Source organism: Bordetella genomosp. 6 (assembly GCF_002119705.1).
Taxonomy (GTDB): Bacteria; Pseudomonadota; Gammaproteobacteria; order Burkholderiales; family Burkholderiaceae_B; genus Bordetella; species Bordetella bronchiseptica_F.
Genome location: NZ_CP021107.1, coordinates 2,884,105 through 2,902,287 on the forward strand (window position 1 = coordinate 2,884,105; position 18,183 = coordinate 2,902,287).

The 18,183-nt window shown below is 68.2% G+C and carries 19 protein-coding genes; 9 read left to right on the top strand and 10 right to left on the bottom strand.

Annotated elements, in window-relative coordinates:
- Positions 1-36 precede the first annotated feature (36 nt).
- From CAL11_RS13480 to coaBC, 4 genes are all read left to right on the top strand, one after another.
- Positions 37-1,002, top strand: a complete 966-nt coding sequence (locus CAL11_RS13480) for a bifunctional riboflavin kinase/FAD synthetase (RefSeq protein WP_015064039.1) — start codon at positions 37-39, stop codon at positions 1,000-1,002.
- A complete protein-coding gene (ileS, locus tag CAL11_RS13485) occupies positions 992-3,853 on the top strand; it encodes an isoleucine--tRNA ligase (protein ID WP_086093238.1) in 2,862 nt (953 codons plus the stop codon). Before CAL11_RS13480 ends, ileS begins: the two co-directional genes overlap by 11 nt.
- Before the next feature lie 2 nt (positions 3,854-3,855).
- Positions 3,856-4,362 carry a signal peptidase II gene (gene lspA, locus CAL11_RS13490; RefSeq protein WP_033461434.1) on the top strand — a complete coding sequence of 169 codons (507 nt, stop codon included), beginning with the start codon at positions 3,856-3,858 and terminating at the stop codon, positions 4,360-4,362.
- A gap of 104 nt (positions 4,363-4,466) precedes the next feature.
- Positions 4,467-5,675 (top strand): bifunctional phosphopantothenoylcysteine decarboxylase/phosphopantothenate--cysteine ligase CoaBC, encoded by a 1,209-nt coding sequence (gene coaBC / locus CAL11_RS13495; protein WP_033461431.1) that lies wholly within the window; start codon positions 4,467-4,469, stop codon positions 5,673-5,675.
- A 1-nt stretch (position 5,676) separates the two neighbouring features.
- On the opposite strand, the gene CAL11_RS13500 is transcribed toward coaBC, so the two are convergent.
- Positions 5,677-6,639: a nucleoside recognition domain-containing protein gene (locus CAL11_RS13500; protein ID WP_432206086.1), complete on the bottom strand. Its 963-nt coding sequence runs from the start codon at positions 6,637-6,639 to the stop codon at positions 5,677-5,679.
- A gap of 141 nt (positions 6,640-6,780) precedes the next feature.
- On the opposite strand from CAL11_RS13500, the gene CAL11_RS13505 reads away from it, so the two are divergent.
- Complete coding sequence (locus CAL11_RS13505) at positions 6,781-7,254, top strand: Lrp/AsnC family transcriptional regulator (protein ID WP_086093240.1); 474 nt, start codon at positions 6,781-6,783, stop codon at positions 7,252-7,254.
- On the opposite strand, the gene CAL11_RS13510 is transcribed toward CAL11_RS13505, so the two are convergent.
- The gene (locus tag CAL11_RS13510) at positions 7,251-8,285 is read right to left on the bottom strand and encodes a metal-dependent hydrolase (RefSeq protein WP_033461422.1); all 1,035 of its coding nucleotides are present in this window, start codon (positions 8,283-8,285) and stop codon (positions 7,251-7,253) included. The two genes, CAL11_RS13505 and CAL11_RS13510, sit on opposite strands and share 4 nt — an antisense overlap.
- A gap of 108 nt (positions 8,286-8,393) precedes the next feature.
- Here CAL11_RS13510 and CAL11_RS13515 point away from each other — a divergent pair, with 108 nt between their 5' ends.
- The 3 genes from CAL11_RS13515 (at position 8,394) to dut (ending at position 10,124) form a co-directional block, all read left to right on the top strand.
- Positions 8,394-9,032 (top strand): DedA family protein, encoded by a 639-nt coding sequence (locus CAL11_RS13515; protein WP_033461420.1) that lies wholly within the window; start codon positions 8,394-8,396, stop codon positions 9,030-9,032.
- A 43-nt stretch (positions 9,033-9,075) separates the two neighbouring features.
- Complete coding sequence (locus CAL11_RS13520) at positions 9,076-9,582, top strand: hypothetical protein (RefSeq protein WP_086093241.1); 507 nt, start codon at positions 9,076-9,078, stop codon at positions 9,580-9,582.
- A 92-nt stretch (positions 9,583-9,674) separates the two neighbouring features.
- Positions 9,675-10,124, top strand: a complete 450-nt coding sequence (dut, locus tag CAL11_RS13525) for a dUTP diphosphatase (protein WP_033461415.1) — start codon at positions 9,675-9,677, stop codon at positions 10,122-10,124.
- Here dut and ehuA read toward each other — a convergent pair.
- The 6 genes from ehuA to CAL11_RS13555 all read right to left on the bottom strand — a co-directional run bounded on the left by ehuA (position 10,121) and on the right by CAL11_RS13555 (position 15,442).
- Positions 10,121-10,891: an ectoine/hydroxyectoine ABC transporter ATP-binding protein EhuA gene (gene ehuA / locus CAL11_RS13530; protein WP_033461412.1), complete on the bottom strand. Its 771-nt coding sequence runs from the start codon at positions 10,889-10,891 to the stop codon at positions 10,121-10,123. The genes dut and ehuA overlap by 4 nt on opposite strands.
- Positions 10,888-11,559: an ectoine/hydroxyectoine ABC transporter permease subunit EhuD gene (gene ehuD, locus CAL11_RS13535; protein ID WP_033461410.1), complete on the bottom strand. Its 672-nt coding sequence runs from the start codon at positions 11,557-11,559 to the stop codon at positions 10,888-10,890. The genes ehuA and ehuD overlap by 4 nt, the downstream gene beginning before the upstream one ends.
- Complete coding sequence (ehuC, locus tag CAL11_RS13540; RefSeq protein WP_033461408.1) at positions 11,556-12,197, bottom strand: ectoine/hydroxyectoine ABC transporter permease subunit EhuC; 642 nt, start codon at positions 12,195-12,197, stop codon at positions 11,556-11,558. Before ehuC ends, ehuD begins: the two co-directional genes overlap by 4 nt.
- Positions 12,198-12,209: 12 nt before the next feature.
- Complete coding sequence (gene ehuB, locus CAL11_RS13545; RefSeq protein WP_050458048.1) at positions 12,210-13,130, bottom strand: ectoine/hydroxyectoine ABC transporter substrate-binding protein EhuB; 921 nt, start codon at positions 13,128-13,130, stop codon at positions 12,210-12,212.
- A gap of 159 nt (positions 13,131-13,289) precedes the next feature.
- Complete coding sequence (locus CAL11_RS13550) at positions 13,290-14,450, bottom strand: ABC transporter substrate-binding protein (protein ID WP_033461406.1); 1,161 nt, start codon at positions 14,448-14,450, stop codon at positions 13,290-13,292.
- A gap of 41 nt (positions 14,451-14,491) precedes the next feature.
- Complete coding sequence (locus tag CAL11_RS13555) at positions 14,492-15,442, bottom strand: ornithine cyclodeaminase family protein (protein WP_086093242.1); 951 nt, start codon at positions 15,440-15,442, stop codon at positions 14,492-14,494.
- Between the two features lie 168 nt (positions 15,443-15,610).
- On the opposite strand from CAL11_RS13555, the gene CAL11_RS13560 reads away from it, so the two are divergent.
- Positions 15,611-16,036 (top strand): OsmC family protein, encoded by a 426-nt coding sequence (locus CAL11_RS13560; protein WP_003812593.1) that lies wholly within the window; start codon positions 15,611-15,613, stop codon positions 16,034-16,036.
- A gap of 56 nt (positions 16,037-16,092) precedes the next feature.
- Here CAL11_RS13560 and CAL11_RS24480 read toward each other — a convergent pair whose 3' ends face one another.
- A complete protein-coding gene (locus CAL11_RS24480) occupies positions 16,093-16,293 on the bottom strand; it encodes a hypothetical protein (protein WP_164872497.1) in 201 nt (66 codons plus the stop codon).
- A gap of 122 nt (positions 16,294-16,415) precedes the next feature.
- Positions 16,416-18,110 (bottom strand): phosphoenolpyruvate--protein phosphotransferase, encoded by a 1,695-nt coding sequence (gene ptsP, locus CAL11_RS13570; protein WP_086093243.1) that lies wholly within the window; start codon positions 18,108-18,110, stop codon positions 16,416-16,418.
- Between the last annotated feature and the right edge of the window lie 73 nt (positions 18,111-18,183).

The following is an 18,183-nucleotide window of genomic DNA, read 5'->3' on the forward strand; positions in this document are numbered from 1 at the left end:
AAAAGCGGGTCAACCCAAAATTGTAAACTCTCGGTCGTGAAACCATCGCTGCGCATCTACCGCTACCCGCCCCCGCCCTCGCAACGCGCGCCATGCGCCCTGACGATCGGCAATTTCGACGGCGTCCATCTCGGCCATCAGGCCATCCTGGCGCGCGTACGCCAGGAGGCCCGCGCGCGCGGCCTCGTACCCGCCGTCATGACCTTCGAGCCGCACCCGCGCGAGTACTTCGCCACCCTGAACCGCCGCCCGGAACTGGCACCCACCCGCATTTCCGGGCTGCGCGACAAGCTGCAGGCGCTGGCCGCCGCCGGCATCGAACAGGTCGTGGTCGAGCGCTTCGACGCCCGGCTGGCCGAAATGTCGGCCAACGCCTTCATCGAAGACCTGCTGGTGGCCGGCCTGCAGACCCGCTGGCTGCTGGTCGGCGAGGATTTCCGCTACGGGCACAAGCGCAGCGGCGATATCGACCTGCTGCGCGAAGCGGGCCTGGCGCACGGTTTCGAAGTCTGTACCCTGGCCGACATCACCGACCGCCAGGGCCACCGCATTTCCAGCTCCGAGGTGCGCACCGCGCTGGCGGTGGGCGACCTGGACCGCGCCGCGCAGCTGCTGGGCCAGCCGTTCCATATCAGCGGCCATGTCATCCACGGCCAGAAACTGGGCCGCGAACTGGGCTTCCCGACCATGAACCTGCGGGTGGCGCCGCGCTGCGCCACCCGCTCGGGCATTTACGTGGTGCGCGTGGTCGGCCTGCGCGACCGCCCCCTGCCGGCGGTAGCCAGCCTGGGCGTGCGCCCGACAGTGGAAGACCGCGGCCGGGTGCTGCTGGAAGCCCACCTGCTCGACGAGAGCCTCGACGCATACGGTAAACTCGTGCGAGTCGAGTTCCTGCACAAGCTGCGGGACGAAGAAAAATTCGCTGATCTCCCCTCCCTGACTGCCGCCATCGCCCAAGACGCGCAAAACGCGCGCGCCTATTTTGCCGTTCATGGACTATAAAAAATCCCTCAATCTGCCCGACACTCCCTTCCCGATGCGGGGCGACCTGTCCAAGCGCGAGCCTGGCTGGGTAGCCGAATGGGAGGAAACCCAGGTCTACCAGGCCATCCGCGCCGCGAGCCGCGGCCGTCCGCGCTTCGTGCTGCATGACGGCCCGCCCTATGCCAACGGCGACATCCACATCGGCCACGCCGTCAACAAGATCCTCAAGGACATCATCGTCAAGAGCCGCAACATGGCGGGCTATGACGCGCACTACGTGCCGGGCTGGGATTGCCACGGCATGCCGATCGAGATCCAGATCGAAAAGAAATACGGCAAGAACCTGCCGGTCACCGAGGTCCAGTCCAAGGCGCGCGCCTACGCCCTCGAACAGATCGATCGCCAGCGCAGGGACTTCAAGCGCCTGGGCGTGCTGGGCGACTGGCACAACCCGTACCTGACGATGAATTTCAGCAATGAGGCCGACGAGATCCGCGTGCTCGGCCGCATTCTGGAAAAAGGCTATGTGTTCCGCGGCCTGAAGCCGGTCAACTGGTGTTTCGACTGCGGCTCGGCGCTGGCCGAGGCCGAGGTCGAGTACGCCGACCGGGTCGATCCGGCCATCGACGTGGCCTTCCCGTTCACCGACCGCGGCGCGCTGGCGCGCGCCTTCGGCCTGGACGAGGTCGACGCCGGCGCCATCGTCATCTGGACCACCACCCCGTGGACCATTCCGTCGAACCAGGCGCTCAACGTGCACCCGGAGATCGACTACGCGCTGGTGCGCGTCACGCCCACGCCGGCGCACGGTCCGCTGCTGCTGCTGGCGCAGGAACGCGTCGAACCCAGCCTGAAGGCCTGGGGGCTGGAAGGCGAGATCATCGCCACGGCCAAGGGCGAAGCGCTCGAAGGCCTGCGCTTTCGCCATCCGCTGGCCGCCGCCGCTCAAGGATACGACCGCACCTCGCCCATCTACCTGGGCGACTATGTCACCTTGGACACCGGCACCGGCGTCGTGCACTCCGCGCCCGCCTACGGTATCGAAGACTTCGTCTCGTGCAAGGCGCACGGCCTGGCCGACAGCGACATCCTCGGCCCGGTCATGGGCGACGGCAAGTTCGTCGAGAGCCTGCCGCTGTTCGGCGGCCTGTCGATCTGGGACGCCAACCCCCGGATCGTCGAGGCGCTCAAGCTGGCCGGCTCGCTGATGCTGGTCCAGAAACTGTCGCACAGCTACATGCATTGCTGGCGCCACAAGACGCCGGTCATCTACCGCGCCACCAGCCAATGGTTCGCCGGCATGGACGTCAAGCCGCGCGACGGCGGCCCGACGCTGCGCGAAAGCGCGCTGGCCGGCATCGACGCCACCGCCTTCTACCCCGCCTGGGGCCGCGCGCGCCTGCACGCGATGATCGCCAACCGCCCCGACTGGACGCTGTCGCGGCAGCGCCAATGGGGCGTGCCGATGGCCTTCTTCGTGCACAAGGAAACCGGCGAGCTGCACCCGCGCACCGTCGAGCTGCTGGAGCAGGTCGCGCAGCGCGTCGAAAAAGGCGGCATCGAGGCCTGGCAATCGCTCGATCCCCGCGAACTGCTGGGCGACGAGGCCGAGCAATACGAAAAGAACCGCGACACGCTGGACGTGTGGTTCGACTCGGGCTCGACCCACGCCACGGTGCTGGGCGGCAAGGATGGCGTGCTGGGCGGCTCGCACGGCGCCGAACTGGCCTGGCCGGCCGACCTCTACCTGGAGGGCTCGGACCAGCACCGCGGCTGGTTCCACTCGTCGCTGCTGACCGGCTGCATGCTGTACGGCCATCCTCCTTACAAGGGCCTGCTCACCCACGGCTTCGTGGTCGATGGCCAGGGCCGCAAGATGAGCAAGTCGGTCGGCAACGTCATCGCGCCGCAGAAAGTATCCGATTCGCTCGGCGCCGAGATCCTGCGCCTGTGGGTAGCCTCCACCGACTACTCGGGCGAGCTGTCGATCTCCGACGAAATCCTCAAGCGCGTGGTCGAAAGCTATCGCCGCATCCGCAACACGCTGCGCTTCCTGCTGGCCAACGTGGCGGACTTCGACGCGGTCGGCCAGGCCGTGCCGTATGGCGAGCTGTTCGAGATCGACCGCTACGCGCTGGCGATGACCGCGCAGATGCAGGCCGAAGTCCAGGGCCACTACGAACGCTACGACTTCCATCCGGCCGTCGCCCGCCTGCAGACGTTCTGCTCGGAAGACCTCGGCGCGTTCTACCTGGACATCCTGAAAGACCGCCTGTACACGACGGCCGCCGACAGCGCCGCGCGCCGCTCGGCGCAGACCGCGCTGCTCGACATCACCCAGACGCTGCTCAAGCTGATGGCGCCCATCCTGTCGTTCACCGCCGAGGAAGCCTGGAAGATCCTGGCCGCGTCGGCGCTGGCCAAGCAGGCCGACGCCCCGCGCGTCACCATCTTCACCGAGGTCTATCACGCCTTGCCCCCGTTTGCCGACGGCGAGGCGCTGACCGCCAAGTGGACGCGCCTGCGCGCCATCCGCGCGGAGGTGCAGCGCAAGCTGGAGGAGGTGCGTTCGGCCGGCGCCATCGGTTCGTCGCTGCAGGCGGAAGTGGACCTGTACGCCAGCGCGGCCGACCATGACATCCTGGCCAGCCTGGGCGATGACCTGCGTTTCGTGCTGATCGTCTCGCGCGCCACCGTCCATGCCGGCGCCGACGACCTGCGCATCGAGATCGCGCCGTCCGGACACAGGAAGTGCGAGCGGTGCTGGCACTGGCGCCTGGACGTCGGCCGGGACGCCGACCATCCCGAGATCTGCGGCCGCTGCGTGAGCAACCTGTTCGGCGCCGGCGAGCCGCGCACGCGGGCCTGACCATGACGCAGGCCCGCGCCGCCGCGCCGCGACTGGCTACCTGGCTGGCCGCGGCCGCCCTCATCATCGTGCTGGACCAGGCGACCAAGCTGTATTTCGACGGCGCCTTCCAGTACGGCGAACGCCTCAACGTACTGCCGTTCTTCGACTTCACCCTGCTGTACAACCGGGGCGCGGCATTCAGCTTTCTCGCTTCCGAGGAAGGCTGGCAGCGCTGGTTCTTCACCGCGCTGGGCGTGGGCGCGTCGATCGTCATCGTCTGGCTGCTGCGCCGCACCGCCGGCCAGCCGCGCTTCAGCCTTGCCCTGACGCTGATCATGGGCGGCGCGCTGGGCAATGTGATCGACCGCGTGGCCTACGGCCATGTGGTGGACTTCCTGCTGTTCTACTGGCGCGACTGGCACTACCCCGCATTCAACCTGGCCGACATGGCCATCACCTGCGGCGCCGTGCTGCTGGTCGTCGACGAGTTGCTGCGGGCGCGCAAGCGGCCCACCGCGCAGGACTGACCGGGGCGTCCGGCCCCGTCACCGCGGCAAAGCGCATAAAATCGGTCCATCCGCCCTTTCCCCCACCACCTTGACAGGCGGCGCCGCCGCGCCCTTCTCCCACCATGCTCGATCTCGCCCGCAAACGCATTGTCCTCGGCCTGACCGGCGGCATCGCCTGCTACAAAATCGCCGAACTGGTGCGCCGCATGACCGAACAGGGTGCGGTCGTCGATGTGGTCATGACCGAGGCCGCCACGCATTTCATTACGCCGGTCACCATGCAGGCGCTGTCCGGCCGGCCGGTTTTCGTCGACGCATGGGATGCCCGCGTCGACAACAACATGGCGCACATCGACCTGACGCGCGGCGCCGACGCCGTGCTGATCGCCCCGGCCAGCGCCGACTTCATGGCCAAGCTGGCGCACGGCCTGGCCGACGACCTGCTGTCGACGCTGTGCCTGGCGCGCGCCTGCCCCTTGCTGGTGGCGCCCGCCATGAACCGTGAAATGTGGGGCAACCCGGCCACCCAGCGCAATGTCGCGCAGCTGCGCGCCGACGGCATCACCGTACTGGGCCCGGCCGCCGGCGAACAGGCCTGTGGCGAAACCGGCACCGGCCGCATGCTGGAAGCCCACGAACTGCTCGCCGACCTGATCGCTTCGTTCCAGCCCAAGGTGCTGGCCGGCCGCCACGTGCTGCTGACGGCCGGCCCCACCTCCGAGCCGGTCGATCCGGTGCGGGTGCTGAGCAACCGCTCGTCCGGCAAGACCGGCTACGCCCTGGCGCGCGCCGCCCACGAAGCGGGGGCACGGGTCACCCTGATCACCGGCGCCACCGCGCTGGCCATTCCGCGCGGCGTCACCGCGCTGCACGTGACCACGGCGCGGCAAATGCACGACGCGGTCATGGCCAATGCCAACGATGCCGATATCTTCATCGCCGTGGCGGCGGTGGCCGACTGGCGCGTCAAGAACGTCAGCGAGCAGAAGCTGAAGAAAACCACCGAAGGCGGCGGCGCGCCGGCGCTCGAGTTCGAGCCCAACCCGGACATCCTGGCCGAGGTCGCCAAGCTGGCGAGCGGGCCCTGGTGCGTGGGCTTCGCGGCCGAAACCGAAAAGCTGGCCGAGCATGCCGAGGCCAAGCGCCTGCGCAAGGGCATTCCGCTGCTGGTGGGCAACCTGGCGCACAAGGTCATGGACGCCGACACCACCGAGCTGGTGCTGTTCGACGAACATGGCGTGCATCCCCTGCCCGCCGGCGCCAAGCTGGACGCGGCGCGCCGCCTGATCGCCGAGATCGCCGCGCGCCTGCCCGCCGCCAACCGGCCCTGAGTCAGCCCGCGGGCGCGCCCAGGGGCCGCCGGCGCGCCGCGCCGCCCCCGCCCAGCATCCGCGCCAGGATGGCCACCACCACCAGCGTCACCAGCAGGCGCCCCACCAGCACGATCCAGCCGTTGGCGCCCAGCGCCATCAAGAGCACCGTATCCTCGATCAGCGAATGCGACAGCGATAGCCAGGCCAGCGCCAGAAAGCGCGGCCGGGCTTCCAGCTGCTGCTTCTCGGCCTCTTCGATGATGAGCGCGCCGCCGTAGGACAGCCCCAGCAGCACGCCGAGTATGGTGACCGGCGTGACGCGCGGGTCCAGGCCCGAGACGCGCAGCAGCGGCGTGAGCGCCACCGTGATGGCGCGGGTGATGCCGGTGCGTTCCATGACATCCAGCGCCACCAGCAGCGCCAGGATGATGGCGTAGGTGAACAACAGCGACACGGCGGTGCCGCGCGCCCAGGCCCAGGCGCCGCCGGCCTGCTCGCCGGCCAGCGCGGACGACTGCAGCCATTGCAGCGACACCGGCTCGTCGAGCCATCCAGTGGCGTGGCAGAACCACGAGACCGCCGCGCCATAGCCCAGCGCCACCCCCACGCGCAGGGCCGCCGTGGCCCAGAAACTGGCGCCGGCGCGCCGCACGATGGCCTGCTCCACCGGCAGGGCATGGGCGAACAGCAGCATGGAACACAGGGCGCTGAACTGGCCGCCGGTCAGCTCCAGCACCGGTGCCAGGCTGATCAGGGCCGCGAGGGCGCCGTAGATTCCCACGAACGCGCCCGTCATCCACACCATGCCGGCCTCGGGCGGCAGGTTGAGCAAGCCCATGGCCGGCGCGAACGCCTGGCCCAGGATATCGATCCAGCCCCACGCCTGCGCTGCCTGGACGGCGATCATGACAGGCAGCATGACCTTGATCAAAGTTAAGAACAGGCGGCCGCTGCGCCGCATGAGACCCGACAGATATGGCACGATGAATGAGCAGGGCTGGATGGACAGGAATCGAGAGCTGACAGCATAGCCCGGATGCTGCACAATGAGGCAGCGATTTATTGCCTGCAAGCAGCTGAATCAACCAGCATATGAACAACCGCAGAATAAAATTGCACAGCCATGCAACTTGATGCCATCGACCACCGCATCCTCGGGATTTTGCAGCGCGACGCGGACCTCTCCAACGCCGTGCTCGCCGAGCGCGTCGGGCTGTCGGCCTCGGCATGCCTGCGGCGCGTGGCGCGGCTGAAGGAAAACGGCGTCATCCGCCGCATCGTCGCCGTGCTGGACCCGGCCCGCGTCGAACGCCCGCTTTCGGCCATCGTCACCCTGGAATTCGCCCGCCATGGTTCGGAATACCGCCGCACCTTCATGGAGCAGGTGGCGCGCGAGCCCGCCGTCACCCAGTGCTATATGGTCACTGGCGAAGTCTCGTGCGTCCTGATTGTGCACATGCGGGACATGGACGAATACCTGGCGTTCGCCGACCGCCTGTTCGACCAGGACGACAATGTGCAGGCGTTCTACACCCACATCGTGATGCAGACCGTCAAGGACGAGCCCGTCGTCGCCGTGCCCGCCGCGCCACGCTAGTTCTCCGCCTGGCGCGCCCACTGGTCCAGGGGCAAGGGCTGGCTGCCGACGATGCGCGCCAGCGTCAGCTGCATCTGCTCCCAGTTGCCCCGGTCGCTGGGCCAGCGCCGCGGCGTGACCGCGCGCCAGGTGTCGCCGTCGCGCTCGGCCATCACGAAACGGAACGTGTAGTAGCCGGCGATCCCCATGCGCAGGTCGGTGACCACCAGCGCGTCGCCCAGGGCGTCGTAGCGCAGCCAATCGTTGGTGAACCAGCGCAGGCGCTCGTGCAGCGGCACGCCGGCCAGCGCCTGGCCGACGTCGGCATGCAGGGGCAGGCGCGCCATTTCCGGAGGCTGGCGATCGAAGCGGCCACTGACGGCCTCGTAGTAGGCGCCGTCGCCAGTCTTGGCGATGACCCGCCACAGCAGGGTGTTGAAGGGCATCGGCGTGGCCAGCACCGCCTCGACCTGTTCGCCGCGCTCGCGCAGCGCCGCCGTCACGCTGGTTTCGGCCTGGAACCTTCCAGTCAGCGCCACCAGCAGATAGGCCGCGCCGAACAGCGCGGTGGCCGCCAGCCCCCGGCATGTCGCCGGCGTCATGCCGCGCCATGCCGCCACCAGCACGGCCGCCAGCATGGGCACGGTATAGACCGGATCGATGATGAACACCGCCGACCAGCTTTCCGGCACGAGGGGAAAGGGCCAGAACAATTGCGTGCCGTAGACGGTGAAGGCGTCGAGGACCGGATGCGTAACCAGCACCAGGAACAATGTCGCGAACAGGCGCCGGCCGCTATAGGACGCGTCGGGCCATCGGCGCCGTATCAGCCAGGCCATGACGGCGGCCAGCGCAGTCAGCACCAGGATGGAATGGGAGAATCCACGGTGATAGGTCATCAGCGACACCGGGTCGGGATAACGCATCAGCACGTCCAGGTCCGGCAGCGTTCCCAGCAGGCCGCCGTACAACAAGGCCTTGCGCCCCTGGCTGCGCCCCAGCATCGATCCCTGGATGGCCGCTCCCAGCACGACCTGTGTCACTGAATCCATATAATTTCTTCTTTGCTCAATTCCTGAAACATCCGCGATCGCGCCGTGCGCCCCCCGCGGCCAGGCGTTAAGATACTAGATTGATTTATCGATGGTTTTATTTTCCGCATGCAAGCCTACATAGACCGGATCGGCGACTTCATCCAGGCCAACCAGGATTGGGCCGGTCCGATCACCTTCCTGCTGACCTTCGGCGAGTCCATGGTCCTGGTGGGGCTGCTCATTCCCGCCACGGCGCTGATGCTGCTGACCGGCGGCCTGATCGGCGCCGGCACGCTGTCGCCCTGGGGCGTGCTGGCCTGGGGCATCGCCGGCGCCATCGCGGGCGACGCGGTCTCGTACGCGCTGGGACGCTGGCTCGGCCCGGGCGTGATGCGCCGCTGGCCGCTCAATACCCAGCGCAGCGCCGTGGCGCGCGCCCGCCTGTTCTTCTACCGCTATGGCTTTGCCTCGGTCCTGATCGGCCGCTTCCTGGGACCGATCCGCTCCACCATTCCCACGGTGGCCGGCATCATGGGCATGCATCATCTGCGCTTCCAGCTGGCCAACGTGCTGTCGGCGCTCGCCTGGCTGCCGCTGATGCTGGCCCCCGGCTACATTACCGCGCGCGGCCTGGGCGCCATGGATAACGCGCAGCATATCGGCCTGGCCGCCGGCATGGGCGCCTCGGTGCTGATCGGCTGCTGGCTGCTGGTAGCCGTCATGCGCAAGCGCCGCCAGCCGGCGCGCGCCAACCGCCGTCCATGACGGCCCTGGCCCGACCCTCCCCACCGAACCGGAGACCCGCAGCATGGCCATAGACGGCGAACCCAAGAACGGCGATTTCGCGCGCTATATCGAACAGCTCAGCCGCGCCGGCGGCGCGCCAGGACAGGTGCTGCCGGCACAGCGCGCGCCGGCGGCGGCCGCCCAGTCCGGCATGGCCGGCAAGCTGTCGGAGCTGACCTGGGGCAAGCGTCCCGAGCGCGCGGCCCCGGCCGCCCTGCCCGCCGGCGATGCCGCGCAAGCCGCACCCGCCCCCACCCCTACCCTGGCGGCCAGCGCCTCGGCGCGCCGCATGGCACTGTTTCTCACCATCGGCGCGCTGATCGCCGGCTGGAACGCCTTGTCCTTCTTCGTGGCCGCGCTCACCAGCGGCCGCCTCGATATCGACACGCTGATGCCCGCGCTGTTCCTGGCGATCGCCGCGTGGATGCTGTTCAAGGGCGCCCGCAACCTGCGCGCCGGGCGCCGCGGCCCACTGCCCAAGCTGCCGCCGCTGAGCACCCTGCCCAAGAGGCCGGACCAGCGCGGCTAGCGTGCGCGCGGCCGCATTTTGGTACGCTTGCGCTTTTCCGACCCATACCGGCGCCTCTGGGCGCCGGCTTCACTCTCGTTGCCTGGTTCCGAATGAAATCCGTAGACCTGAAGATCCTCGATGCGCGCATGCGCGAATACCTGCCGGCCTATGCCACCCCGGGCTCGGCGGGGCTCGACCTGCGCGCGTGCATCGAAGCAAGCCTGGTGATCGAACCCGGCCAGACCGTGCTGGTGCCTACCGGGCTGGCGATCCACATCGGCGACCCCCGCTACGCCGCCATGATCCTGCCGCGCTCGGGCCTGGGCCACAAGCACGGCATCGTGCTGGGCAACCTGGTCGGCCTCATCGACTCCGACTACCAGGGCCAGCTGATGGTCTCGACGTGGAACCGCGGCGCGCAGCCGTTCACGCTCGATCCCATGGAGCGCCTGGCGCAACTGGTGATCGTGCCGGTGCAGCAGGTCGCCTTCAACGTCGTGGAAGACTTCGACGCATCCGAGCGCGGCGCGGGCGGCTTCGGCAGCACCGGGCGCGGCTAGGCGGCCTCGATCACCGATTGCAGGAACTGCTGCGTGCGCGGCTCGCGCGGCGCGGCGAACAACTGGGCCGACTCGGCGTCCTCGACGATATTGCCTTCGTCGAAGAACAGCGTGCGGTCCGAACTGCGCTCGGCGAATTTCATCTGGTGGGTGACGATGATCATCGTCATGGTGCGCCGCGCCGCCAGGTCGCGCAGGATCTGCAGGATACCGCCCACCAGTTCCGGATCCAGCGCCGAGGTCACCTCGTCAAACAGCATGACCTCCGGGCACATCGCCAGCGCCCTCGCGATGCCGACGCGCTGCTTCTGGCCGCCCGACAGTTGCGCCGGATAGGCGTCCAGCTTGTCGCCCAGGCCCACCATGTCCAGGTACTCGCGGCCACGCGCCACCGCCTCGTCGCGCGACAGGCCCAGCACGTACAGCGGCGCTTCGATCACATTGCCCAGCGCCGTCTTGTGCGGAAACAGATTGAAGTGCTGGAACACCATGCCGATCTTGCCGCGCACCCGGCGCACATGGGCCGAGTTGGGCCCCATCTCGCGCCCTTGCGCGTCATGCCACATGGATTCGCCATCGATCTCGATCGAGCCGCTGGTCGGCCGGTCCAGGGTCATCAGCAGGCGCAGCAGGGTCGACTTGCCGGATCCGGACGGCCCGATCACCGACACGGTCTGGCCGGCCGGGATTTCCAGGTCTATGCCCCGCAGCACGTCCAGCTCGCCGTACCGCTTGCACAATTTCGTCAAACGGATGCTTGCGCTCATCTCTTGCCTCCATACAGTTTCAGGCGCGCCTCCAGACGCCGCACCGCCCAGGCCGCGACCAGGCTCAGCACCAGGAACAGCACGCCCACCAGCGTCAACGGCTCGGTATAGCGGAACGTGGCCGACCCGATGATCTTGCTCTGCTGCAGCAACTCGACCACGGTAATGGCCGACAGCAGCGGCGTGTCCTTGAACATGGCGACCAGGTAGTTGCCCAGCGCCGGCACCACGGGCGGAATGGCCTGCGGCAGCACCACGCCCACCGCGGTGCGCCAGCGCGACAGGTTCAAGGCGGTGGCGGCCTCGTGCTGGCCGCGCGGCACCGCCTCGATGCCCGCCCGGTAGACTTCGGCGCAATAGGCCGCATAGTGCAGGCCCAGCGCCAGGATGCCGGTGGTCAGCGGCGACATCTGCCAGCCGGTGACCGGCAGCACGTAGAACAGGAAATACATCTGCACCAGCAGCGGCGTGCTGCGCACGAACTCGATCACCAGCGCCGTCACGGCCGACACGGGCCAGAACGGCGAGCGGCGCAGCAGCGCCAGGGCCAGGCCGAGCGTGACGGCCACCAGCATGCCCAGCAGGGTCGCCTGCACGGTGATGACCAGCGCCGAGCCGAGCACCGGCAGGATTTCGAGCGTGAATCCCCAATCGAAAATCGGACTCATCGGACCTTGAACCTCCGCTCAAGCATCCGGACCCCGCCGGTGATCACCAGCGCCACCGCGAAATACAGCAGCAGCACCAGGGTGAAGATTTCGGTGGTGCGCAAGGTCTCGCTGCGCAGCAACTGGCCGCGGAACGTCAGATCGGTAATCGTGATGAGCGACACCAGCGCGGTGTTCTTGAGCAGTTCGATCAGCAGGTTGCCGGTGGGCGGCAGCATGGCCGGCACCGCCTGGGGCAGGATGATGCGCCATATCGTCTGCACGCGGGTCAGGTTCAGCGCCACCGCCGCCTCGCGCTGCCCGGCCGGCACGGCCAGGATGGCGCCGCGTACCACTTCGGCGCCGTAGGCCCCGGCATTGGCGCCCAGCACCACGATTCCCACCAGCAAGGCCGGCAGCTTCACGCCGAACATCGGCAGCACGAAATAGAACCAGAACAGCTGCACCAGCGCCGACGTGCCGCGAAACACTTCCACATAGACCGCCGCAGGCGCCCGCAGCCAGGCGCTTGCGGACAGGCGCGCCAGCCCGGCGGCCAGGGCCAGCGGAATCGCCAGCGCCGCCGCGCCGGCGGCAATCCGCAAGGTGACCGCCAGGCCGTCCAGCAAGGGCGGCAGCAGGGACCAGGTGTCGTCCATCGCGCCCCCCGCTTACTGGGCGGCGCACAACTTGGCCGCGGTCACATCGCCCGGCAGCTCGTCGGCGCTGAAGCCGAATGGCTCGACCAGCTTGCGATGTTCGTCGCTGCCCACGAATTTCTTCAGCTCGGCGTTGAACGCGTCGGCGAACGCCTGGTCATCCTTGCGGAAGGCAAAGGCGCCATAGCCACGCACGCTCTTGCCGTCGACAGTGGGATCGGTGAACGGGTCGGCCTTCTCCAGCTTGTCGCCGGCGCTGGTCTTGTTCATCAGGTCGTTGACGGTCAGCGCGGTCGCCGCATAGGCATCGGCGCGCCCGGCCTCGATACCCGAGAGCGCACTGACCGCGTCCGGGAACACCACCACCTGCCCGGCCGGAATGTCCTGCTTGGTCGCGTATTCGGCCTCGATGGCCCCGACCACCACGCCCAGCCTGGCCTCGCTGTTCTTCGCCACGTCGGCGTAGCTGTGCAGATTCTTGGGGTTGCCCTTCTGCACCAGGAAAGCCTGCCCCACGCCATAGGTCGGGTCGGAGAACGCGACCTGCTGGCAGCGTTCGGGCGTCACGTACATGCCGGCGGCAATAATGTCGAACCGCTTGGCCTGCAGGCCCGGGATCAGCGACCCGAACTCGGTCAGCACGCCCTCGACCTCCTCGATGCCCATGCGCTTGAGCACCACTCGGGCGATCTCGACCGACTCTCCGGTGACGCGGGCCTCTTTGCTGTCCATATAGGCATAGGGCGCCTCGTTGGCGTAGCCGATGCGGATCTTGCCCGCCGCCTTGGCGGCGTCCAGCGTACTGGCGCTTTGCGCGGCCGGCTGCTGCGCCGCGCCGGGATCGCTCGAGTCCGAATCCGAACATGCGGCCAGCAGGCCGGCTCCCACCATCAGAAGTCCCCATTTCACGAAACTGAAACGACGCATGAGCATGGTTTTTCCTCCTGAATAGTTCGGTATTGAAATAGATATGTCCCGAATAGTACGCTATAAAATCATTTGATCACGAATCATTTGACGACAAAAGGGCAGGCCCGAGGCCTGCCCGCTTTGCCGCGCCCAGGGAAACCGGCGCGTCACATTCTGAAACGCTTACGGCTGGCCGGCGTACGAAAAACGCCCGTTGCGCACCACGCCCATGACGCGCGCGCGCTCGTCGAACCCCTGGTGGTTCTCGGCGCTGATATTGAGCACGCCATTGGGCACGGTAAGGTCGCGCGTGTTCTCCAGCGCATCGCGCAAGGCGGCGCGGAACTCGGGCGTGCCCGGCTTGGCGCCGGTCTTGAGCGCGCGGGCCACCGCCGAATCGAGCAGGATCCAGGCGCCATAGGCGTCGCCGGCAAACTGGGTCAGCGTATTGGCGCCGTACTGGGCCTCATACTTGTCGGCGAATTCCACCGCCACTTTCTTGACCGGGTTGCTGTCGGGCAGTTCGCGCGCGACCACGCCCGGGCCGGTGGGAAACAGGGTTCCCTCCACGTCGCGCCCGCCGACTTGCAGGAACTCCAAAGTGCCGATGCCATGGGTCTGGTACACCTTGCCGGCATAGCCGCGTTCGAGCAGGGTCTTCTGCGGCAGCGCCGAGGGCGTTCCGGCCCCGGCGATCAACACCGCATCCGGCTTGGCCGCGATCACCTTGAGCACCTGCCCCACCACCGAGGCGTCGGTACGCTGGAAGCGCTCCTGCGCCACGATCTTGAGGTCGTCGCCGGCCGCCTGCGAAAACTCCTTCCACCAGCTGTCGCCATACGAATCGGCAAAACCGATGAAGGCCACGGTCTTCACGCCCTTCTTTTTCATGTCCTGCACCAGCACGGACGCCATCAAGGAGTCGTTCTGCGGCATCTTGAACGCCCAGGCGCGCTTGGGGTCGGACACGGGCTCGACGATCACCGCCGACGCCGCCAGGGCGATCATCGGCGTCTTGGTCTCGGCCAGCACGTCCAGGCCCGCCAGCGCGGCCGCGGTGGTGTTCGGGCCGACGATGGCGTCGACCTTGTCCTCGGAGGTCAGCTTGCGCATGTTCTTCACGGCACGGCTGACATCGGTGCCGTCGTCCAGCACCACGTAGCGGGCCGGCTCGCCGCCCAGCGTAGCCGGCCACAGGCGGATCGCGTTGTTGGTCTGGATGCCTATCGCCGCCGCCGGCCCGGTCGTGGAGACGTCAACGCCGATGACGACTTCGGCCTGCGCGGCAAACGCGGGGACCAGGGCCGTGGCCAGGACGGCCAGGCGAGCGAGCAGAGTAGACATGGTTCGAGAGCCTGTGGAAAGTGGTAAGAGGAAATTCGCCTTTATTGTGCCTGAACATCGCCCTGCCGCGCCTCGTATACCAGGGCGGCCAGCGTCAGATCTTCCAGCGCGCTGCCGACCGCCTTGAATACGGTGATTTCGGCCGCATCGCGCCTGCCCGGCGCGCGGCCCGCCGCCAGGTCGGCCAGGGTGCCGCGGATCTGCGTGCGCGCCAGCGTGCCGGCCGCGAAGGCTTCGAGCAGGTCGCCGGCCTTGGTGGGCGCCTCATCGGTATCCACATATACGGAGGTACCGGCGAAACACTGCGGGTCGGTCTCCTTCATCTCGGGCGTGAAGCTGCCGATCAGGTCCAGATGCACGCCCGGCCGCAGCCACTCGCCGCGCACCAGCGGCTCGGTGGACAAGGTGGCGCAGCTGACGATGTCGGCCTGCCCGACCGCGGCCTGCAGGTCGGTGACCGCCTGCGCGTCGTAGCCCTGCTCGCGCAATCCGGCGGCCAGGCGTTGCGCGCCGGCAGGCCGCACGTTCCACACCAATACACGGTCGATCGGACGCACGGCGCGCATCGCCGGCGCCACCAGCCCGGCGATCCGGCCCGAACCCAGGATCAGCAGCACCCTGGCGTCGGCGCGGGCCAGGTACGAAGCGCCCAGCGCGGCCGCCCCGGCGGTCCGATAGGCGGTCACGACGTCGCCATCGACCTGCGCCAGCGGCACCCCGGTACGGGCGCTGTACAGCGTGTAGGTCGCATGCAGACCGGGCAGCCCCTGGTGGGTATTGGCGGGAAAGATGTTGATGATCTTGACCCCGAAATAGCCGGCGTCGTTCCAGGCCGGCATGATCAGCGCCGTACCTTGCGCGCCGCCGGACTCGATGGCGTGGACGTGGCGCGGCGGCACCTGGGCGCCGCCGCGAAAGGCGTCGCGCAGGGCGTCGATGACCGTCGTGAAGCGCAGCGCGCGGCGGGTGTGTTCAGCGTCGATTTGCAGCATGTGGCCTCCGGAGGAGCCTGCATTATCGCCCTGCCTGGCGTCGCGCGCGTACCCCTGGACACAGTTTGGCCCTGCCTGGAGCGATATCATGAAGCGACCCGCACCCCGGGTTCCCGCATCGGCGGCACGCTACCCGGCCGCCGCGCCTATTCACCGCAAGGAGTCCCCATGAAGAAAACCGCATCCGCCGTCTGGAAGGGCGACCTCAAGTCCGGGCAAGGCACGATCTCGAGCCAGAGCGGCGCGCTGAAGAACCAGCCCTATGGCTTCAATACCCGTTTCGCGGACCAGCCGGGCACCAACCCGGAAGAACTGCTGGGCGCCGCGCACGCGGGCTGCTTTTCCATGGCGCTGTCCAATATCCTGGGCGAGGCAGGCCTGAAGGCCGACAGCATCGAAACCACGGCCGAAGTCACGCTGGACAAGACCGACGACGGCTTCACCATCACCGCCGTGCACCTGACCGTGAACGCAGTCGTTCCCGGCGCCACGAAAGACAGCTTCGCCGACGCGGCCGCCAAGGCCAAGGCCGGTTGCCCCGTGTCGAAAGTGCTCAATGCCAGGATCAGCATGGACGCCACGCTCAAGGGGTGAGGACATCATCCCCGCGGCGCCCGCGGGCCGGGCGCCGTGGCGCACGGCCGGCGCCGCTACTGGCGCCGATGCGCCGAAATCACTGGATGCTGGCGCCGGCCCTCGTCCATGGCATGCAGGACTTCGCCGATTGCGTCGAGAAACCCGGCGGCGCCGGACTTGACTCGCCGCCACCCGCCGCCCCTCACGGGTACCAGGGTGGCGCGCCGGGCTGAAGAGGTGGCCGGCTCACCGTTGCTGCGTGTCGCGTCGCCCATGATTCTCTCCTTGAGAAAAGCGCGCTGAGAAACCGCATGCATTTCATCTTAGTCCTGCCCGTTGTGCGACGCAACGAGAAAAACGGCTCCGCAGGGAGCCGTCTTGCCGCGTCGCCGCCCTGTCAGAGCGCGTCGAGCGTGTCGGGGTCGATGGGCAAGGCCCGGTTCAGCGCCGCGGCGACCTTGACCCGCAGGGCATTGGAATGGGCGCGCCGAACCTCGCGCTTGACGTCGAGCAACTGCTGCGGGTGCATGGAGAACTCGGTCAGCCCCAGCCCGAGCAACAGGCGCGTCAGCCGCGCATCGCCCGCCATCTCGCCGCATACGGCCACCGGCTTGCCGGCGCGCTCGCCCGCATTGATGGTATTGGCCACCAGGCGCAACACGGCTGGATGCAACGGGTCGTACAGGCCCGCCACATCGTGGTCGCCGCGATCGATCGCGAGCGTGTACTGGATCAGGTCGTTGGTGCCGATGGACAGGAAATCGAGCGCCTGGGCGAACGGCTCGATCGCAATCGCAATGGCCGGGATTTCGACCATGGCCCCCACCTCGATGCGCGCCGCATAGGGCTGGCCGCGCGCATCGAGCTCACGGCGGGCGGACTCGAGCGCGGCATACGTGGCGTGCACTTCGTGCATATGCGCGATCATCGGAATCAGCACCCGCACCGGGCCGTGGGCCGAAGCCCGCAGGATGGCGCGCAGCTGCGTGGCGAACATTTCGGGCCGCGCCAGGCAATAGCGGATGGCCCGTTGGCCCAGCGCCGGATTGGTGGCGACCGTCGCCTCGTCATCGAGCGTCTTGTCGGCGCCGATATCCAGCGTGCGGATCGTCACCGGCCGGCCCGCCATCACCTTCACCACGGAGGCATAGGCCTCGTACTGCTCTTCCTCGCCAGGCAGGTCGGGCCGGCCCATGAACAGGAATTCGCTGCGGAACAGGCCGATGCCATGGGCCCCACAGGCCAGCGCCAGGCCGGCCTCCTCGGGCAGTTCGATATTGGCGTGCAGCACGATATCGATACCATCGAGGGTGACAGCCGGCTCGTCGCGCAGCAACGCCAGCTCGGCGCGCTCGTCGGCGTACACCCGCTGGCGCGCCTGGTACTCGGCCAGGATGCGGGGCGAGGGATTGAGCACCACCACGCCGTCCGCGCCGTCGACGATCAGCATGTCGCCGTCGCGCACCAGTTCGCGCACATTGCCCAGCGCGACCACCGCCGGCACGCCCATGCTGCGCGCCACGATCGCGGTGTGCGAGGTCGGGCCGCCCAGGTCGGTCACGAAGGCCGCGAAGCGCCCGCCGCGCAACCGCAGCATGTCGGCCGGCGAAATATCGTGCGCCACCACCACCAGCGGATCGTCGCCGTCGAGCTGGGCGCCGTCGGGCAGCATGACCGAGGTGCCCGCCAGCACGTGCAGCGCCCGTTCGATGACCTGGCGCACGTCGCCGCCGCGCTCGCGCAGGTATTCGTCTTCCATGGCCTCGAACTGCTGGCCCAGGATCTGCCCTTGCGCGGTCAGCGCCCACTCGGCGTTGTAGTGCCGCTCGGCGATCAGCGCCAGCGCCTGCTCGGCCAGCAAGGGATCGCCCAGCAGCAGCCGGTGCACATTGAGCATGGCGCCCAGTTCACGCGGCGCGTCCTCGGGCAGGGTGTCGGCCATCTGCAGCAGATCGGCCTGCGCCTTGGCCAGCGCCTCGGTCAGCCGTCGGCTTTCGGCCGCGACATCTTCGGGCGCGATGCGGTAGTGGGCGACTTCGAGCGCCGCCGCGCCCATGACCACCGCGCGACCGATCGCATAGCCGCGCGCCACGCCTTTGCCGTGCAGGCAGACGACCGGGCCGGCGGCGATGTCAGAAGAAGGGGATGGGATGGAAGAGCGCGTA

Excerpts from the sequence above, each read along its gene's own strand:
- ileS (WP_086093238.1), top strand. The coding sequence starts at position 992 with ATGGACTATAAAAAATCCCTCAATCTGCCCGACACTCCCTTCCCGATG.
- lspA (WP_033461434.1), top strand. The coding sequence starts at position 3,856 with ATGACGCAGGCCCGCGCCGCCGCGCCGCGACTGGCTACCTGGCTGGCC.
- coaBC (WP_033461431.1), top strand. The coding sequence starts at position 4,467 with ATGCTCGATCTCGCCCGCAAACGCATTGTCCTCGGCCTGACCGGCGGC.
- CAL11_RS13505 (WP_086093240.1), top strand. The coding sequence starts at position 6,781 with ATGCAACTTGATGCCATCGACCACCGCATCCTCGGGATTTTGCAGCGC.
- CAL11_RS13510 (WP_033461422.1), bottom strand. The coding sequence starts at position 8,285 with ATGGATTCAGTGACACAGGTCGTGCTGGGAGCGGCCATCCAGGGATCG.
- CAL11_RS13515 (WP_033461420.1), top strand. The coding sequence starts at position 8,394 with ATGCAAGCCTACATAGACCGGATCGGCGACTTCATCCAGGCCAACCAG.
- CAL11_RS13520 (WP_086093241.1), top strand. The coding sequence starts at position 9,076 with ATGGCCATAGACGGCGAACCCAAGAACGGCGATTTCGCGCGCTATATC.
- dut (WP_033461415.1), top strand. The coding sequence starts at position 9,675 with ATGAAATCCGTAGACCTGAAGATCCTCGATGCGCGCATGCGCGAATAC.
- ehuA (WP_033461412.1), bottom strand. The coding sequence starts at position 10,891 with ATGAGCGCAAGCATCCGTTTGACGAAATTGTGCAAGCGGTACGGCGAG.
- ehuD (WP_033461410.1), bottom strand. The coding sequence starts at position 11,559 with ATGAGTCCGATTTTCGATTGGGGATTCACGCTCGAAATCCTGCCGGTG.
- ehuC (WP_033461408.1), bottom strand. The coding sequence starts at position 12,197 with ATGGACGACACCTGGTCCCTGCTGCCGCCCTTGCTGGACGGCCTGGCG.
- ehuB (WP_050458048.1), bottom strand. The coding sequence starts at position 13,130 with ATGCTCATGCGTCGTTTCAGTTTCGTGAAATGGGGACTTCTGATGGTG.
- CAL11_RS13550 (WP_033461406.1), bottom strand. The coding sequence starts at position 14,450 with ATGTCTACTCTGCTCGCTCGCCTGGCCGTCCTGGCCACGGCCCTGGTC.
- CAL11_RS13555 (WP_086093242.1), bottom strand. The coding sequence starts at position 15,442 with ATGCTGCAAATCGACGCTGAACACACCCGCCGCGCGCTGCGCTTCACG.
- CAL11_RS13560 (WP_003812593.1), top strand. The coding sequence starts at position 15,611 with ATGAAGAAAACCGCATCCGCCGTCTGGAAGGGCGACCTCAAGTCCGGG.
- CAL11_RS24480 (WP_164872497.1), bottom strand. The coding sequence starts at position 16,293 with ATGGGCGACGCGACACGCAGCAACGGTGAGCCGGCCACCTCTTCAGCC.